This window comes from Mesorhizobium sp. M1004, from assembly GCF_040318795.1.
Lineage (GTDB): Bacteria > Pseudomonadota > Alphaproteobacteria > Rhizobiales > Rhizobiaceae > Mesorhizobium.
The window spans coordinates 39,354-54,343 of record NZ_JAMYNB010000021.1 but is presented as its reverse complement, the minus strand read 5'-3'; the positions used below and the strand labels follow the sequence as shown (position 1 = coordinate 54,343).

Below are 14,990 nucleotides of genomic sequence, written 5' to 3'. Positions count from 1 at the left end.
GTGCGGTGTGGCCTGGCTGCCCTTGTGAGCCGGGCTGAAATGGAAGAATAGTCTTCGCCGGGTATGCCCGCCCTGAAATTGCCCGCTTGCGGTTCTCAGGTGGGTTGGGTGAGTTTCGGGAATGGCCAGTCCTTTAGAACGACGTCCAAGACGAAGAGGTCCGATCGCCGCCGCACTGCTGGCGGTGGACGCGTGGATCGATTCCTCGCTCTACGAAATCGGCTTCAAGGCCGGCCAGTTCTGGGAATCGGCGACCATTTTTTCGCGGCGCTTCCGAGTCACCGGCTGGCGACGCGGCATCATCGAGGTGCTGAGCGAAGGTTTTACGATGGGCGCCGGCGGCGTCGTCGTGCTGCTCGCACTCGCGATGCCGGCCTTCCAGATCACCACTGGCGACTGGCGCAGTCAGGGCGATTTCGCCGTCACCTTCCTCGACCGCTACGGCAACGAGATTGGCCAGCGCGGCATCATCCAGCGCGATTCCGTGCCTGTCGACGAGATGCCGGACCATGTCATCAAAGCAGTGCTGGCGACCGAGGACCGGCGCTTCTTCGAGCACTACGGCATCGACGTGCTCGGCCTGTCGCGCGCCATCTTCGAGAATGTGCGGGCCAATTCCGTCGTCCAGGGCGGCTCCAGCATCACCCAGCAGCTGGCCAAGAACCTGTTCCTGTCGAATGAGCGGACCTTCCAACGCAAGATCAAGGAAGCCTTCCTGTCGCTGTGGCTGGAGGCCAATCTGTCGAAGAAGGAGATCCTGCAGCTTTATCTCGACCGCGCCTATATGGGCGGCGGCACGTTCGGCATCGAGGCGGCGGCGGATTTCTATTTCGGCAAGAGCGTCAAGGATCTGAACCTCGCCGAGGCGGCGATGCTGGCCGGCCTGTTCAAGGCGCCGACCAAATACGCCCCGCACATCAACCTGCCCGCTGCCCGCGCTCGCGCCAATGTGGTGCTGTCGAACCTCGTCGATTCCGGTTTCATGACCGAAGGCCAGGTGCTGCAGGCAAGGCTGCATCCGGCCGAGATCGTCGACCGCGGCGAGCAGAAGAGCCCGGACTATTACCTCGACTGGGCCTTCGATGAGGTCAAGAAAATCGCCAAGCCCGGCCAGCATTCGCTGGTCGCCCACACCACTTTCGACGCCAACATCCAGAAAGCGGCGGAGGAATCCGTCGAATTCCATCTCCGCCAGTTCGGCAAGGAATACAACGTCACCGAGGGCGCCGTTGTGGTGATCGAGACCAATGGCGCGGTGCGCGCCATTGTTGGCGGCCGCGACTATGGCGCAAGCCAGTTCAACCGCGCCACCAAGGCGCTGCGCCAGACCGGCTCCTCGTTCAAACCTTACGTCTACGCCACCGCCATGGAGCACGGGTTCACCCCGGACTCCGTCGTCTCAGGCGGGCCGATCAGCTGGGGCGGCTGGTCACCGCACAATTACAATGGCGGCTCGGCCGGCAATGTGACGCTGATCACGGCGATCGCCAAATCGATCAACACCGTGCCGGTACGGCTGGCCAAGGACTATCTCGGCATCGGCCCGATCAAGGCGATGGCCGAATCATTCGGCGTGGAATCGCCGCTGGAGTCGCACAAGACCATGGTGCTCGGCACATCGGGCATGACGGTCATGGACCAGGCGACGGGCTACAGCGTGTTCGCGCAGAACGGCTTCGCCGGCTCGCGGCACGGCATCACCCAGCTCGTCACCCGCACCGGCGATGTCGTCTACGACTTTGCCAAGGATGCGCCGGCGCCGCATCGGGTTCTGTCGGAACAGGCTTTGAAATACATGAACACCATGCTGGCTGCGGTGCCGGCGATCGGCACCGCGCGGCGCGCGCAGCTGCCCAACATCGTCGTCGCTGGCAAGACGGGGACGACGCAATCCTACCGCGACGCCTGGTTCGTCGGCTTCACCGGCAATTACACGGCTGCCGTCTGGCTCGGCAATGACGACTTCACCCCGACCCGCAACATGACCGGCGGCACGCTGCCGGCGATGGTGTGGCAGCGGCTGATGGTCTACGCGCACCAGAATATCGACCTGAAGCCGATCCCCGGCCTAGACAAGCCCTTCGTCGACGAAGAGATCGCGGCCAAAGCCGAGGAAGCGGAGAAGAAAAACGCCGATCAGGCAGCCGCCGATGCCGCGGCCGAGCGCCCGGCGGTGTTGTCCAGCCGCACGACACAGACGCTGCGCGAGATGACCAAGGTGTTCCAGACAGCGCCCGTGCTCGGCTCGCCGCAGACACCGGAGACCCTGTCGGCGCTTTGATTCCACAGCGCTGCTTGCTCTGTGGCCTGCCCCGCTATATCCCCGAACGATAATTCTCTCGTCCCGGTTCTTCATGCTCAAGACCGCCTTTTTCATGCTGCTTTCGCTTGCCATAGCCATCGGCCTCGGCGGCGGCAGCGTCTGGTATGCGCTGCAGGCGCAGAGCGGCGTCGGCGCGATCAGCATCGGCCAATGGACCGCCTTCCCCGAGATCGGCACGCAAGATGCCGACCCCTATTCGAAGGCGCGCGTGGCGCGCGAGGGCGTGCTGGCGCTCGGCAAGGCGGAAGGCTTGTCCTTCATCGCCGAACGCGATGCGGCCGGCGATGAGCTTCAGCGGCAATGCGACTACAGGATCGAAGGCAGTTTCCCGACCGCCCGGTTCTGGACGCTCTATGCCGCGGATCAATCGCTCGGCGTGGTCGACACCGGCAAGCCGAGGCTGGCGGCGCTGCAATCCTACCAGGTGCTGCGTCAGCCCGACAATTCGGTGATCATCGCCGTCGGCAACCGTCCGGCCCCCGGCAACTGGCTTCTGACCGAAGGTTTTGGCCGGATGTATTTCGTGCTCACCTTCTACGACACGCCGATTGCCTCAAGCACCGGCCTTTCCGACGTGTCGCTGCCCCGGATCGTCAAGGCTGGCTGCAATGCGTAGGTTGCTGCACGCCATCCTGCTCGGCCTGCTCGGCGCCGGCATCGTTCACATCGTGGTGCTTTTGCTGGTGCCGGAATTTACCGAGCGCGATGCCTGGTCACGGCTGGCGATGGCGTCCGACCTCTACAAGATGACCAGGCTGGATGCCGAGGCGGGCGGCGCGCCGGTGGTGAAGTCGGTGGATCCGCTGTTTTACGCCGCCGCCTGCCGCTTCGACCTTGCCGAAGGCGTGGTGCGGATCAAGGCGCCGGGCAGCGTGCCGTTCTGGTCGGTGTCGGTCTATGACCGCAACGGCCACAATTTCTATTCATTCAACGACCGCACGGCGACCGGCAGCAAGCTGGACACCGTGGTGCTGACGCCGGCACAGATGATCGACGTGCGCAGGGAGCTTCCCGAAGACCTGCAAGGGGCGATCTTCGTCGAGGCGCCGATCGAGGAAGGCATCTTCGTCATCCGCGCCTTGGTGCCTGACGACAGCTGGAAGCCGGTTGTGTCGCAGTTCCTGGACCAGAGCTCCTGCGAACTGCAGGACTACTGACCTCACCCCGACGACCAGCAAATTCAGTGGTGCGGAACAGGCGTCCGTGGTGTGCCCGGCTGGTCCGCCGGTCGCGCCTGGCCCGCCAATGGCGGATGCTCGTAGCGGACGCCGGGAAAAATGATCACCGCCGCCGGCGTACCGGTGTCCTGAACTGCTCGATTGACTGGTGCCGATCGCGGCACGAAAGACAGTACCATGCCCATGGTTCGCGTATTCCTCTCGGTTGCCCCGGAGCACAACGCAACGCCTCCAAATGTGATTAAGGCCGGCAGAGGGTTAACGGAGCGCTAACGGATCGCGGCTAATTTGATGTTTGTTCCAGGCCTTGCGCGAAACCGACATAGTTGCGGTTGAGCATGGTCCGGGTTGTGTCGAGTGTCGGGCGTATCTTCCGTGTCAGCTTCGGATTTCAGGCAAATCGCCATACGGACGGAATCGGGAAAAGCCGAAAGGCTGTTTCGCGCCGCCGTGTCGGCGTTCTGCTCGCTGACCCGCCCGTCGCGCCGCGAGATCGCCCAGCTCGAGGATCTGACGCTGCCGCTGTTCGACAGCGTACCGGTCGAATCGCGCCGCTATGTCGCCGCCGCCCTGTCCGAATGCGAATATGCGCCGGCCGCCCTGGTGCGGCGGCTTTGCGAGGAGCCGGTCGATGTCTGCGCGCCCTTGCTCGTCCGTTCGCGGGCGCTGGGCGACATCGACCTGATCGCGTTGATCGGCCGCCACGGCCTGCCGCATGCGCGCGCCATTGCCCGCCGCAAGGATTTGAACCCGACCATCGCGCAGTTGATCAAGGCGCTGGAAAAGCCGACCCTGGTGCGCGTGCGGCAGCCCGAGCCGATCGCCGACGTGGCGGGCGCCGACGCCGAAGCCGCTGCCGCCGCTCCCAGCGCACCAAAACTGCCCGGCAGCGCCGCCGAAACCGCCAGGCGCCGCCTGCGCTCGATGATGCTCGCCGAGGGCGAGGCGACATCGGTCAATCCCTTCGCCGGCTCAGCAACTTACAGCAAGCTGCGCGAGACGGCGCTGACCGGCAACGCCGCCTTCTTCCAGACCGCGCTTGCCGACGCGCTCGATATCGACTTCTCGACGGCGCGGTCGCTGACCGAGCATTCGAGCTATGTCTCGCTGCTCGCCGCGCTGCGGGCGCTCGACCTCAGTGAGGACAGGGCATTCCTGATCGTGGTCGCGGTTTACCCCCGGGAGTTTCCGCACCCGCAGGCGATCCGCATCTTCCTCGACCGCTACCGGCTGCTGCACCACGAGGCGGCGCTCGACAAGGTGCGCGGCTGGAAGGCCGAAACATTGTCGCGAGCGGTGCGCGGCAACACCCCTGTCGCCGCGAATGGCGACCAAGCGCCGGACGTCGACAAAGCCAGCCTAGGGGCCAGCCTCAAGGCGTCTTGACGGAGAGAAGCTCCTCGACGGAAACCGTTCCGGCCTCGATCTCGACCACCCAGATGTCGGGATCGAATTTTTTCTCCCGCTCAAGCCTGGCGTCAAGCGCGGCGGCATCGTCGCCGGCGCCGAGCAGCGTGAAAAAGCGATCATCCGGTTTGTCCGAATCGTAGCTCGTCTGCGGCGCCGGGCCGAACAGGGAGACGTCGCCCAGCCTGCCGCGGGAGAGCACGAAGACAGCGCCGGCCTCGGTCGCGCCGCGCTTGACGACGGCCGCAAAGCCGCCGGCGCCGAAAACACGGCGCAGCAGGGCCGACACCCAAAACTCGGTGGTTACGCGCATGACGAGGCTCCGGAGGACATGCGCGGCGTCTTAGCCGGATTTTCGTCTATCCGCGAGCGGTCGTCTTGACCACTCAATTGGTCAGGCCGATCTCGCGCATCTTGACGTAGACGACCTCGTCGGGCTCGCCCGTTTCCGGCAGGCCGAACAGCGACTGGAATTCCTTGATCGCCGCCTTGGTGCGGGCGCCGACGACGCCGTCGAGCTGCATGTCGTCATTGCCGAATGCCTTCAGGCCGGCCTGGATCTTGACGATGCGGGCATCGGGCGCCTGGGCGGATGCCGGCGCGGAAACCGGGATGGGCGCAGGCGCGGCCTCGGGCGCGGCAACTCGAGCGGCGGCCATATCCACGGGCCGCGGCAGCGGATGCGGGATGCCAGCTGTGGTCTGCTTGGCGCCGAGCTGGTCGAGCAGCACGGCGTCGATCTCACCGGAGGCCGGCAGGCCAACCTTCTGCTGGTATGCCTGGATCGCCTTTTGGGTATTCGGCCCGGAAATGCCGTCGACCGTTCCCGTGTAGAAATCGAGATCCTTCAGGATGCCCTGGACCTGCTCGACGGTCGGGTCGCTTTTGACCGGTGCCGGGCCGGGCCGCAGGATGTTGATGGTGGTTTCGGGTTCGTCCCCGCCGGGGTGCGGAAAACCCTCGATGCTGCGGGTGGCGAAGAAGGCGCCGGCATGCGGAAACGGCTGGTACCACAGCGCGTTGGCGGAAACGTAGAACAGCGTCACCAGGAAGGCGGTCGACCCGCCGACCAGGACCGGATTGCGCGAGATCGCGCCGCCGAGCGCAATCGCGCCGGCCTCGAACGCGCCGCTGCGGCGCTTGACCGCCTTAGGCTGTTTTGCGGAGCGAGCCATTCCTGTCCCCTTTCGCGTCGCCTTTCGTCCTGGTCGCGGGCATCGGCAGCACGCCGTTCCTGTCGGTCGCGCTCCTCTTCGGCCCGTTCACCGGCAGGCTGATCGTGACCGTCGTCCCCTCGCCCGGCATGCTTTCGATCGACATCGTGCCGTCGTGCAGCGCCACCAGGCCCTTGACCAGCGACAGGCCGAGCCCGGTGCCCTCGAAGCGGCGCGTATAGTCGTTCTGGATCTGCATGAACGGCTTGCCGAGATTGACAAAATCTTCCTCGGCGATGCCGATGCCGGTGTCCCTGACCCAGAAATGCAGCCGCGAGCCGATCCGCTTGGCGCCGACGACGACATTGCCGCCATCGGGCGTGAACTTGACCGCATTGGAGACGAGGTTGATCAGGATCTGCTGCACGGCACGACGGTCGGCATTGATCTCCCCGGCGTCCGGCGCAATCTGCGCCTGGAGATCGATGTTCTTGGCATTGGCCTGCAGCTGCATCATCGACTGGCACATCTCGACCGCTTCGATAAAGCGGAACGGCTCGGGCTCGGTCGCGTAGGCGCCGGCCTCGATCCTCGAGACATCAAGGATGGAGGTGACGACGGCAAGCAGATGCTGGCCCGACTCCTTCACCAGGCTGACATACTCCTTCTGGCGCGGGTCCTTGAAGCCGCCGAACATCTCATGCAGCAGCATGTCGGAAAAACCGATGATGGCGTTGAGCGGCGTCCGAAGCTCATGGCTGACGACCGCCAGGAAGCGGCCCTTCGCCACCTCGGCCGACGCTGCGGCCTCAGTGGCGGCAGCAAGCTCGTCGCGCAATCGGGCAGTCTCGTCGTTCTCGCGCAGCAGCAGGGTGAAGGTCTCCTGCTGCCCTTCGGCCCGCACCAGTTCGAGCTGGAATGGCCGGTAATTGTCGGCCGTCGAGGCGCTGCCGTCCTGCGGCAGCCTTACCCGAAGATCGAGCCGGCGCGCCAGGGCGCCATCGCGCATGTCGGCAAGCGCGCTGAGATAAGCGACGCGATCGGACAGGTGGATGCGGTCGAACAGCCCGGCGCCGAAAAGCAGTTCCGGCGGCAGCTTCAGGATGGTGCGCGCCTTGGCCGAGGCATCCAGGACCTCGCCATGCCGGGCGACATGCAGGACAACGGCGTCGATCATGTCTTCAATGCGGTCGTTTGGAAGCAGCGCGGGCTGCGCGCGTGCGGCATCGCCTAGGGCTGCGAGCCGGGGAACCAGCGTCAGGCCCCAGGCGAGCGGCAGCAGCCAGTGCCACGCCGCGACTTGCGCCCCGCCGAGCGGGACGACAGAGGCGACAAAGGGCTGCAGCAGCATTGCGGCCAAGGCCGAGAGGCCGCCCCAAAGTGCCGCGCGCTTTGAACCGCCGATCCACCAGGCCTCGAATGGCAGTGCCAGGGCCAGCAGCGCAACCGGCGACGCCAGGCCGCCTGCTGCCGCGACGGCGCCGGCAAGCGCAAGACCGCCGGCGGCAAGGGCAACCTGGGCTGCCAGCGTCATCTTGCCTGACGCCGCCACCAGCAAGGCGGCGAACCAGCAAAGACCGAAGGCGGCGAAAATGGCTGCGACGGTGACGGCGGCGCCCATGCCCGAGGTGACCAGTGTCACCGCCGCACCGGCGGCGAAGAACGGAGCGGCAAGCATGATGCCGATGAACCGGCGCTGGCGCAGGCGATCGCCCTGGCCGATGATGGCCGGATGGACCATGCGTTCGCAACCGGCCGCCAGCGCGCCAGGCAGTTCAATATATCTGGCAGTTGTCAAACTCAACGCACTCGCACCCGGTCGTGACTGCCCTGCTTTGCAGGTCGCTTTTGCTTGTTTGAAACTCGCATCCAGCGTTTAAGGAATGAATAAGGCTGACCGGAACAACGAGCGCGCTGCGGCAAAAATTGGAGCGCCGGCACCGGAATGCACCGCCATTTGTAGCCATAGTAAACGGAGCGTTATGTGCAAAGGGCGTGCCCGTGGCTGCGAAACCCTGAGCCGGCATGCCTGCCCTTCTGAAAATATCCATGCACAACAATGGCTTAGATGGTTACTGCAAGGTTAAGAAAATTGTCGGCATTTGAGGCTAATGCACTGCAAAACGCCTCGCTTCGAATTTGCCTAAAATTTGAGGAAAATTTTCACTGAGCAGGAAAGCCGTCCTTTGCGCCTCATGTGCCATTGTCGCTGATATAAAGAGGTCATTGCGCATGGACGCATGATCCGGTCATTGGACGAGAGGGCAGATCGATGGGCTTTTTGATAAGAATGGCGTTCTGGTTTTCGCTGGTGTTGCTGGCGCTGCCGCTGACCGTCGGCCCCGACGAGGATGGCCGCGAGAGCGTCGGGCCGTTCCAGGCGCTTTTTGCGGCGCGCGAAGCGGTCGGCGACATCGCCGGCATTTGCGAGCGTAAGCCGGACGTCTGCGAAACCGGCAAGTCGGCGATGCATACGATCAGCGCCCGGGCCAAGGAAACCGCCAAGATCGCCGCCGCCATGCTGGACGACAAGAGCGCCGAGACCTCGCCCGATACATCGCTGGCCACCGGCAGCGTCGCCAAGGACATCGTGCTGCCGGCGACAGTCAACATACCTGCCAAGCTGGTGGCGAAGAACTAAACACCGTTTCAGCTGTATCTACAGCGACACCGCAGGCCGGTCGGACCTCTCGATGCCTGCGGTGCTTTTCTTCTTTTTTCCGTGACGCCGCAGCCGCGGATGACTATATCCCGAGCAATGGCCACGACGATCCAGACGATCCGCGACGACTTCTCCCTGCTCGACGAGTGGGAAGACCGCTATCGCTATGTCATCGAGCTCGGCGAAGCGCTGCCGCCATTTCCCGACGCCGAACGCAACGCCGCCAACAAGGTGCCGGGCTGCGTCAGCCAGGTCTGGCTGACCACGAGCCGAGCGCCGGGCGCCGATCCGGTCATCACCTTCACAGGCGATTCAGACGCTCATATCGTGCGCGGTCTGGTCGCCATCATGCTGGCGCTGTTTTCGGGACGGACTGCCAGCCAGATCCTTGAAACGGACGCAGAGGCGACGCTGAGGTCGCTTGGCCTCGACGAACATCTGTCGCCGCAGCGGGCCAATGGCCTGCGCTCGATGGTCAAGCGCGTCAAGCGCGACGCCGAGATGGCTCTCAAGCAGACTGCTTGATTGCTCTATCTTCTCTTCTTTCGACGCAATTCCCAAGAGAAAGCGCTCGGCAGTTTTCCTGGAATTGTTCTAGAAACAAAAACGGCGCCGTAAGGGGCGCCGTTGATCTTGTCCATTGGAGCCGGTGTTACCGCCCCTTGCGCTTGCGGCCGAGGCCCATCTTCTTGGCCAGCTGCGAACGGGCAGCGGCATAGTTAGGGGCAACCATCGGATAGCTGGCGTCGAGATTCCACTTCTCGCGGTATTCATCGGGCGTCAGACCGTAATGGGTCATCAGGTGGCGCTTCAGCGACTTGAACTTCTTGCCATCTTCAAGGCAGACGATGTAATCGTCATGAACAGAGCGCTTCGGGTTTACCGCAGGCTTCTGCTTGTCGGCCGGAGGCTGTTCGCTTGCTCCGCCCACGCGCCCGAGAGCGGCATGGACATCAGCGATAAGGTTCGGCAATTCGCCGACCGGCACGGGATTGTTGCTGACATAGGCTGCCACCACATCGGCGGTCAGCTCGATCAGCGCATCGCTATTTCTGGAAGGTGTTTCGACGATATCCATGGTTTAGGCCCCAACGAAGGATGTTTCTGTTTGCGCCCTTTTTGGAAGATCGGGCATGGCGCGAATTTCACGCGGGAAGAGCTTCATGGATTCGCGTCCGGGCATCTTAATGAGCCCACAGACAAAGTAAGTCAATTCGCATCTTGCGCTATATTCAACGATATTCATCGAATAGTCGCTCTTCAGCTTCAATCTTTCGTGCACTCTGTAACTTCGCGATATTTTCTGGTCGGACCAGGACTAGCATGACGTAAGGTCACACCACCGCTAAATCAGCAAGGACTCATAAAGCGGGCAGCGATGCTTGGTCTATGCTTCGAGGTTTGGGAGGCTGATTGTCGGATTCGTACCAAACCGCAAGTTGCAAAGCGTTGGCGAAACCCGCCGAAGAAGATCTTCGGTCTGACCGGATTCAATACGGCGTGAGATACTTTCCATAGACCCAGCCACTAACAAAAGCACCATTTTGCGCCGGGTCGTGCCAAACTTGACACCATTGATAGCGAATTGCCTGTTTCTGTTTCCAGTGCGGCTGGCCGGCGATCTCCAGAAGATTCAAGCCGCCGGTGCACTTGCCGGTCATCTGCAGGATCGTCCCGTTGGGATAGGCGGCCTGCTTCTGCGAGGTGCCGGACGGATATTTGCGAACGTTGAGCGTGTCGCCGAACGGCACGCCAGCCACTTGCCAAGCGGCGAACGCGGTTGCATGAGACTGGCCGGTGAAAGCCAGAACGGTCGAAGCGACGACGGCGAGAGCCGCAGCGGTGTTGATATGGAAATTCATCATCCTCTCCTTTTGGCTCATCTCCCGAGCCCGCCGCAACCAATACATCCCGGCCCTTGAACCCGCGCTGATCGGCGTGTTCATTTGCCATTCAAGTAATTTCTTCAGTGAGACGCAATGACCAAGACCTCAGCTTTTCCGACCGCCAGCCCGCCGAGCCCCGAGAAACACCCCGTCTTCGACACGCATCACGGCATTACCCGCACAGATGACTATGCCTGGCTGAGGGCCGAGAACTGGCAGGCGATGTTCAGGGACCCTTCCCTGCTTGAGGGCCGCATCCGCGCCCATCTCGAAGCCGAAAACGCCTATCAAGCAGTGCTTATGGCCGATACGCTAGAGCTTCGGAAGCAGCTGTTCGGCGAGATGAAGGGGCGCATCAAGGAAGATGATTCGACGGTGCCGATGAAGGATGGCCCCTATGCTTACGGCTCATCCTTCAAGCTTGGCGGCGAACAGCCCCGCTATTTCCGCATGCCGCGCGATGGCGGCGATGAGCAGATCCTGCTCGATGGCGACGCGGAAGCCGAGGGCAAGCCCTATTTCCGCCTCGGCGGCGTCGACCATTCGGCCGATCACCGCAAGCTGTTGTGGGCGTTCGACGACAAGGGCTCTGAATTCTTCACACTTCGCGTGCGCGATCTCACCAGCGGCAAGGAACTGAGCGACCAGATCGAGGCCACCAGTGGTGGCGGCGTCTGGAATGCCGCCGATGACGGTTTCTTCTACACAAGGCTCGACGACAATCATCGTCCGTCCAAGGTGCTGTTCCACGCGCTCGGCGGCAGCCCCCTTAATGACCGGCTGATCTATGAGGAAACCGATCCCGGCTTCTTCATGGATGTCGGCGGCACGCGCTCCAACGAATGGATCATGATCGGGATCAACGATCACGAAACCTCGGAATATCACCTGATGCGCGCCGATGAGCCTTTCGCCGAGCCAAAGCTGGTGGCAAAGCGCGAGACCGGCCTGCAATATGATCTGGAAGAAGGCGGCGACATCTTCTTCATCCTCACCAATGCCGACGGCGCCAAGGACTTCAAGATCATGACGGCGCCGGCTGATGACCCGGTTCGCGCCAACTGGGAAGAGCTGGTGGCGCACGAGCCAGGCCGGCTGATCCTGTCGGTGGTCGGCTTCAGGGATCATATGGTCAGGCTCGAACGCAAGGAAGGGCTGCCGCGCATCGTCGTGCGCGATCGCCGCAGCGGCGAGGAGCATCTGATCTCGTTCGACGAAGAGGCGTTCTCGCTCGGCCTGTCGGGGTCCTATGAATACGACACCGAGATCATGCGCTTCACCTATTCGTCGATGACGACCCCGGCGCAGGTCTTCGACTACAATATGCGCAGCCGCGAGCGTGTGCTGCTGAAGACCCAGGAAGTGCCGTCCGGTCACAATCCGGATCATTATGTCACGCGCCGGCTGATGGCGCCGGCCGCCGATGGCGAACTGGTGCCGGTCTCGCTCCTGCATCACCGCGACACGCCGCTCGATGGCTCCGCGCCGTGCCTGCTTTACGGCTACGGCTCTTACGGCATTGCCATCCCGGCGGCGTTCAACACCAACTGGTTCTCGCTGGTCGACCGTGGCTTTGTCTTTGCCATCGCCCATGTCCGCGGCGGCAAGGACAAGGGCTATGGCTGGTATGACGACGGCAAGCGGGCGCACAAGATGAACACGTTCACCGATTTCATCGCCGTCGCGCAGCATCTCGTCGCCGAGCGTTACACCCAACACGACCGCATCGTCGCGCAAGGCGGCTCGGCCGGCGGCATGCTGATGGGTGCGATCGCCAACATGGCGCCGCAAAATTTCGGCGCCATCGTTGCCGAGGTCCCCTTTGTCGACGTGCTGACCACGATGCTCGACGCAAGCTTGCCGCTGACGCCGCCGGAGTGGCCGGAATGGGGCAACCCGATCGCGTCGGCGGAAGATTACCAAACGATCGCCGCCTACTCACCCTATGACAATGTCGCCGATCACGACTACCCGCCGATACTGGCGCTGGCCGGCCTCACCGATCCGCGCGTCACCTATTGGGAGCCGGCCAAATGGGTGGCGCGGCTGCGCGAGCGCAAGAGCGGCGACAATCCGGTGCTGTTCAAGATCAACATGGATTCCGGCCATGCCGGCGCCTCCGGCCGCTTTTCAAGGCTGGAGGAGATCGCCTATACCTACTCCTTCGCGCTCAAGGTTACGGCCAAGCCCGAACCCGAGGTTACGGGCAAGGCTGAGAATGCAACGGAGGCGTCGCAATGATCGATCTATCCACCTTGACGGCTTACATAGCGGTTGTGCTTGGCTTTGTGTTTATTCCAGGCCCAGCCACGCTTTTGACGGTCGCGCGAGCGACGAGTTCCGGAACCAGGGTTGGCGTCGCGACGGGCGCGGGCGTCGCGGCTGGCGATGTGTTCCATACCATCATGGCGATGGTCGGCATTTCGGCGATCATCGCCACTTCGGCAACGCTGTTCAGCGTCGTAAAATACATCGGCGCGGCGTATCTCGTTTACCTCGGCATCCGCGCAATCATCGAGAGAATACCGGCCGACCCTACTGCGGGCGCACTCGCGATCTCCGCCAGCAAGGCGTTTCGTCAAGCTGTCCTGACCGAAGTGCTTAATCCAAAGACGGCGCTTTTCTTCCTCGCCTTCCTGCCCCAGTTCGTGCGGCCTGAAAACGGATCGGTGATGCTCCAGCTGATGACGCTGGGCATAATCTTTGTTCTGCTCGGCCTTTTCAGCACAGTCGTCTTTGCCGTGAGTGCGGGCCGGCTCGGCACGTTCCTGCGCCGCAATCCGTCGGTGGTGAAATGGCAAGGCAAGGTGGTTGGCGGCATCTACTGCGCGTTAGGCGTCCGTCTGGCCTTGCAGCAGCGCTGATGTCGATGCGAAAGGCGCGCCCGTCGAGGCGCGCCGATCGTCACTTTTTGAATTCCAGGCTGCTCATTTTCACTCGCATTTGCAATGGCTGCGCGCTACCCAATGCGCGCCACCTTCCAGACCATGACATACGCAAAGGGGCCACTATGTTGCTCGTCGACACCTATCTCGAGAAATCACCGATCCAGGGCATCGGGGTTTTCGCCAGGAACCACATTGCCAAGGGCACGCTGGTCTGGAAGCTCGATCCCAGATTCGACCGGATCATCGACGTCGAGACCTATGAAGGCGAGAGCGGCCCGGTGAAGAACTATCTCGACCGTTATTCCTATCCAGACCGCCGGAATCCGAACTACATCGTCTTCGAAGCCGACGACGCCCGCTACATGAACCATGACGACGAACCGAATTGCGACGTCTCCTCGCCCGAGGAAACCTATGCCTTGCGCGACATCGCACCCGGCGAGGAACTGACCTGCAATTACAGCCATTTCTTCGAGACGGGCTTCGACTTCCTCGGCGATCGCCACCTGTAGATCGCCACCTGTGGCCGGGATCACTTGGCCGGCTTGCTGCGCACCGGGTAGCCGTTGGGATGCGGCGGCACCGCCTTGAGATAGGCGGCTATTGCCGCGCGATCTTCCGGCGGCAGTTCGGCCATGTTGCGCTGCACGTCGACCATGGCGCCGCCGACCGAATCGAAATCAGGGGTAAAACCGGTTTCGAGATAGTTGGCGATGTCGGCTTCCGACCAGTCACCGAGCCCGCCTTCGCCCGATGTGATGTTCGGCACGATGCCGCTGCCTTCGGCGGCCGCCGCGCCAGCCAGCCACTGGCTCTTCCTGGTGCCGCCGGTGACATCGCGCGGCGTGTGGCATTCGCCGCAATGGCCGGGCCCCTCGACCAGATAGCGGCCGGCGAGTACCGGATCAGGCGTGCCATCGGCAAAGGCAATCACCGGCTCTTTGCTGAGATAGAGCCGCTTCCACAGGCCGAGGCCGCGGCGGATGTTGAAGGGGAAACTCATGGAATTGTCCGGCGCCTTGCCGGCGACCGCCGGCAGCGTCTTCAGGAACGCATAGAGATCGGCAATATCAGCCGGCTTCATGCGGGCGTAGGACGTGTAGGGGAAGGCCGGATAGAAATGCTCGCCCGACGGCGACACGCCCTTCAGCATGGCGTTGGCAAGGTCCTCGACCGTCCAGGCGCCGATGCCGTCCTTGGGATCCTGCGAGATGTTGGGCGGCACGAAGGTGCCGAACGGCGTCTTGAGCTCGAGGCCGCCGACCAGTTGCAAACGGGCGTCACCCTGCGAGCCTGGCTTGGCGTGACAGGAGGTGCAGCCGCCGGCATTGAAAATGCGCTTGCCCCTGGCGGCGTCGCCGGGGCCGAGCTGCGCCAGGGTGTCAGTGTCGAGCTTGACCGGCGCCGACAACAGCCAGCCGGCGCCGGCACCGACGACACCCAGGACAAGGGCGGCGCCGACAAATTTTTTCCACAAGGGCATTGCCCGGGA

The 14,990-nt window shown here is 63.0% G+C and carries 15 protein-coding genes; 9 read left to right on the top strand and 6 right to left on the bottom strand.

Annotation, left to right across the window (positions count from 1 at the left end; translation table 11 throughout):
- Positions 1 to 121 precede the first annotated feature (121 nt).
- The 4 genes from NKH54_RS29455 to NKH54_RS29440 all read left to right on the top strand — a co-directional run bounded on the left by NKH54_RS29455 (position 122) and on the right by NKH54_RS29440 (position 4,887).
- Entirely contained in the window at positions 122 to 2,281 is a 2,160-nt protein-coding gene (locus tag NKH54_RS29455) for a transglycosylase domain-containing protein (RefSeq protein WP_023687235.1), read from the top strand.
- Positions 2,282 to 2,354: 73 nt separating this feature from the next.
- Entirely contained in the window at positions 2,355 to 2,939 is a 585-nt protein-coding gene (locus tag NKH54_RS29450) for a DUF1214 domain-containing protein (protein WP_353029508.1), read from the top strand.
- On the top strand, positions 2,932 to 3,480 hold the full coding sequence (locus NKH54_RS29445) for a DUF1254 domain-containing protein (protein WP_353029507.1): 549 nt from the start codon (positions 2,932 to 2,934) through the stop codon (positions 3,478 to 3,480). The genes NKH54_RS29450 and NKH54_RS29445 overlap by 8 nt, the downstream gene beginning before the upstream one ends.
- A 396-nt stretch (positions 3,481 to 3,876) precedes the next feature.
- Entirely contained in the window at positions 3,877 to 4,887 is a 1,011-nt protein-coding gene (locus NKH54_RS29440; protein ID WP_352521876.1) for a hypothetical protein, read from the top strand.
- Here NKH54_RS29440 and NKH54_RS29435 read toward each other — a convergent pair.
- From NKH54_RS29435 to NKH54_RS29425, 3 genes are all read right to left on the bottom strand, one after another.
- Positions 4,874 to 5,221 carry a DUF1491 family protein gene (locus tag NKH54_RS29435; RefSeq protein WP_023698568.1) on the bottom strand — a complete coding sequence of 116 codons (348 nt, stop codon included), beginning with the start codon at positions 5,219 to 5,221 and terminating at the stop codon, positions 4,874 to 4,876. The genes NKH54_RS29440 and NKH54_RS29435 overlap by 14 nt on opposite strands.
- Positions 5,222 to 5,294: 73 nt before the next feature.
- Positions 5,295 to 6,083, bottom strand: a complete 789-nt coding sequence (locus NKH54_RS29430; protein ID WP_023816459.1) for a peptidoglycan-binding domain-containing protein — start codon at positions 6,081 to 6,083, stop codon at positions 5,295 to 5,297.
- The gene (locus NKH54_RS29425) at positions 6,058 to 7,803 is read right to left on the bottom strand and encodes an ATP-binding protein (RefSeq protein ID WP_353029518.1); all 1,746 of its coding nucleotides are present in this window, start codon (positions 7,801 to 7,803) and stop codon (positions 6,058 to 6,060) included. Before NKH54_RS29425 ends, NKH54_RS29430 begins: the two co-directional genes overlap by 26 nt.
- 531 nt (positions 7,804 to 8,334) lie before the next feature.
- On the opposite strand from NKH54_RS29425, the gene NKH54_RS29420 reads away from it, so the two are divergent.
- Entirely contained in the window at positions 8,335 to 8,703 is a 369-nt protein-coding gene (locus tag NKH54_RS29420) for a DUF5330 domain-containing protein (RefSeq protein ID WP_023684546.1), read from the top strand.
- A 117-nt stretch (positions 8,704 to 8,820) separates the two neighbouring features.
- Entirely contained in the window at positions 8,821 to 9,249 is a 429-nt protein-coding gene (locus NKH54_RS29415) for a SufE family protein (RefSeq protein WP_023673679.1), read from the top strand.
- A gap of 127 nt (positions 9,250 to 9,376) precedes the next feature.
- Here NKH54_RS29415 and NKH54_RS29410 read toward each other — a convergent pair whose 3' ends face one another.
- The gene (locus NKH54_RS29410) at positions 9,377 to 9,802 is read right to left on the bottom strand and encodes a Ros/MucR family transcriptional regulator (RefSeq protein WP_023673680.1); all 426 of its coding nucleotides are present in this window, start codon (positions 9,800 to 9,802) and stop codon (positions 9,377 to 9,379) included.
- Between the two features lie 412 nt (positions 9,803 to 10,214).
- Positions 10,215 to 10,589 (bottom strand): SH3 domain-containing protein, encoded by a 375-nt coding sequence (locus tag NKH54_RS29405; RefSeq protein WP_023705446.1) that lies wholly within the window; start codon positions 10,587 to 10,589, stop codon positions 10,215 to 10,217.
- Between the two features lie 114 nt (positions 10,590 to 10,703).
- Between NKH54_RS29405 and NKH54_RS29400 the strand changes: the two genes are divergently transcribed.
- From NKH54_RS29400 to NKH54_RS29390, 3 genes are all read left to right on the top strand, one after another.
- Positions 10,704 to 12,851, top strand: coding sequence for a S9 family peptidase (locus NKH54_RS29400; protein ID WP_352597550.1), 2,148 nt, complete (start codon positions 10,704 to 10,706; stop codon positions 12,849 to 12,851).
- Positions 12,848 to 13,474, top strand: coding sequence for a LysE family translocator (locus NKH54_RS29395; RefSeq protein ID WP_023692796.1), 627 nt, complete (start codon positions 12,848 to 12,850; stop codon positions 13,472 to 13,474). Before NKH54_RS29400 ends, NKH54_RS29395 begins: the two co-directional genes overlap by 4 nt.
- Positions 13,475 to 13,620: 146 nt before the next feature.
- On the top strand, positions 13,621 to 14,010 hold the full coding sequence (locus NKH54_RS29390) for an SET domain-containing protein (protein ID WP_353029506.1): 390 nt from the start codon (positions 13,621 to 13,623) through the stop codon (positions 14,008 to 14,010).
- 20 nt (positions 14,011 to 14,030) lie between these two features.
- Here NKH54_RS29390 and NKH54_RS29385 read toward each other — a convergent pair whose 3' ends face one another.
- Positions 14,031 to 14,981 (bottom strand): cytochrome c, encoded by a 951-nt coding sequence (locus tag NKH54_RS29385; RefSeq protein WP_353029505.1) that lies wholly within the window; start codon positions 14,979 to 14,981, stop codon positions 14,031 to 14,033.
- Positions 14,982 to 14,990 lie beyond the last annotated feature (9 nt).

What these genes read in the sequence shown, in the direction of transcription:
- NKH54_RS29455 (WP_023687235.1), top strand. Translation starts at nt 122, where the DNA reads ATGGCCAGTCCTTTAGAACGACGTCCAAGACGAAGAGGTCCGATCGCC.
- NKH54_RS29450 (WP_353029508.1), top strand. Translation starts at nt 2,355, where the DNA reads ATGCTCAAGACCGCCTTTTTCATGCTGCTTTCGCTTGCCATAGCCATC.
- NKH54_RS29445 (WP_353029507.1), top strand. Translation starts at nt 2,932, where the DNA reads ATGCGTAGGTTGCTGCACGCCATCCTGCTCGGCCTGCTCGGCGCCGGC.
- NKH54_RS29435 (WP_023698568.1), bottom strand. Translation starts at nt 5,221, where the DNA reads ATGCGCGTAACCACCGAGTTTTGGGTGTCGGCCCTGCTGCGCCGTGTT.
- NKH54_RS29430 (WP_023816459.1), bottom strand. Translation starts at nt 6,083, where the DNA reads ATGGCTCGCTCCGCAAAACAGCCTAAGGCGGTCAAGCGCCGCAGCGGC.
- NKH54_RS29425 (WP_353029518.1), bottom strand. Translation starts at nt 7,803, where the DNA reads ATGGTCCATCCGGCCATCATCGGCCAGGGCGATCGCCTGCGCCAGCGC.
- NKH54_RS29420 (WP_023684546.1), top strand. Translation starts at nt 8,335, where the DNA reads ATGGGCTTTTTGATAAGAATGGCGTTCTGGTTTTCGCTGGTGTTGCTG.
- NKH54_RS29415 (WP_023673679.1), top strand. Translation starts at nt 8,821, where the DNA reads ATGGCCACGACGATCCAGACGATCCGCGACGACTTCTCCCTGCTCGAC.
- NKH54_RS29410 (WP_023673680.1), bottom strand. Translation starts at nt 9,802, where the DNA reads ATGGATATCGTCGAAACACCTTCCAGAAATAGCGATGCGCTGATCGAG.
- NKH54_RS29405 (WP_023705446.1), bottom strand. Translation starts at nt 10,589, where the DNA reads ATGATGAATTTCCATATCAACACCGCTGCGGCTCTCGCCGTCGTCGCT.
- NKH54_RS29400 (WP_352597550.1), top strand. Translation starts at nt 10,704, where the DNA reads ATGACCAAGACCTCAGCTTTTCCGACCGCCAGCCCGCCGAGCCCCGAG.
- NKH54_RS29395 (WP_023692796.1), top strand. Translation starts at nt 12,848, where the DNA reads ATGATCGATCTATCCACCTTGACGGCTTACATAGCGGTTGTGCTTGGC.
- NKH54_RS29390 (WP_353029506.1), top strand. Translation starts at nt 13,621, where the DNA reads ATGTTGCTCGTCGACACCTATCTCGAGAAATCACCGATCCAGGGCATC.
- NKH54_RS29385 (WP_353029505.1), bottom strand. Translation starts at nt 14,981, where the DNA reads ATGCCCTTGTGGAAAAAATTTGTCGGCGCCGCCCTTGTCCTGGGTGTC.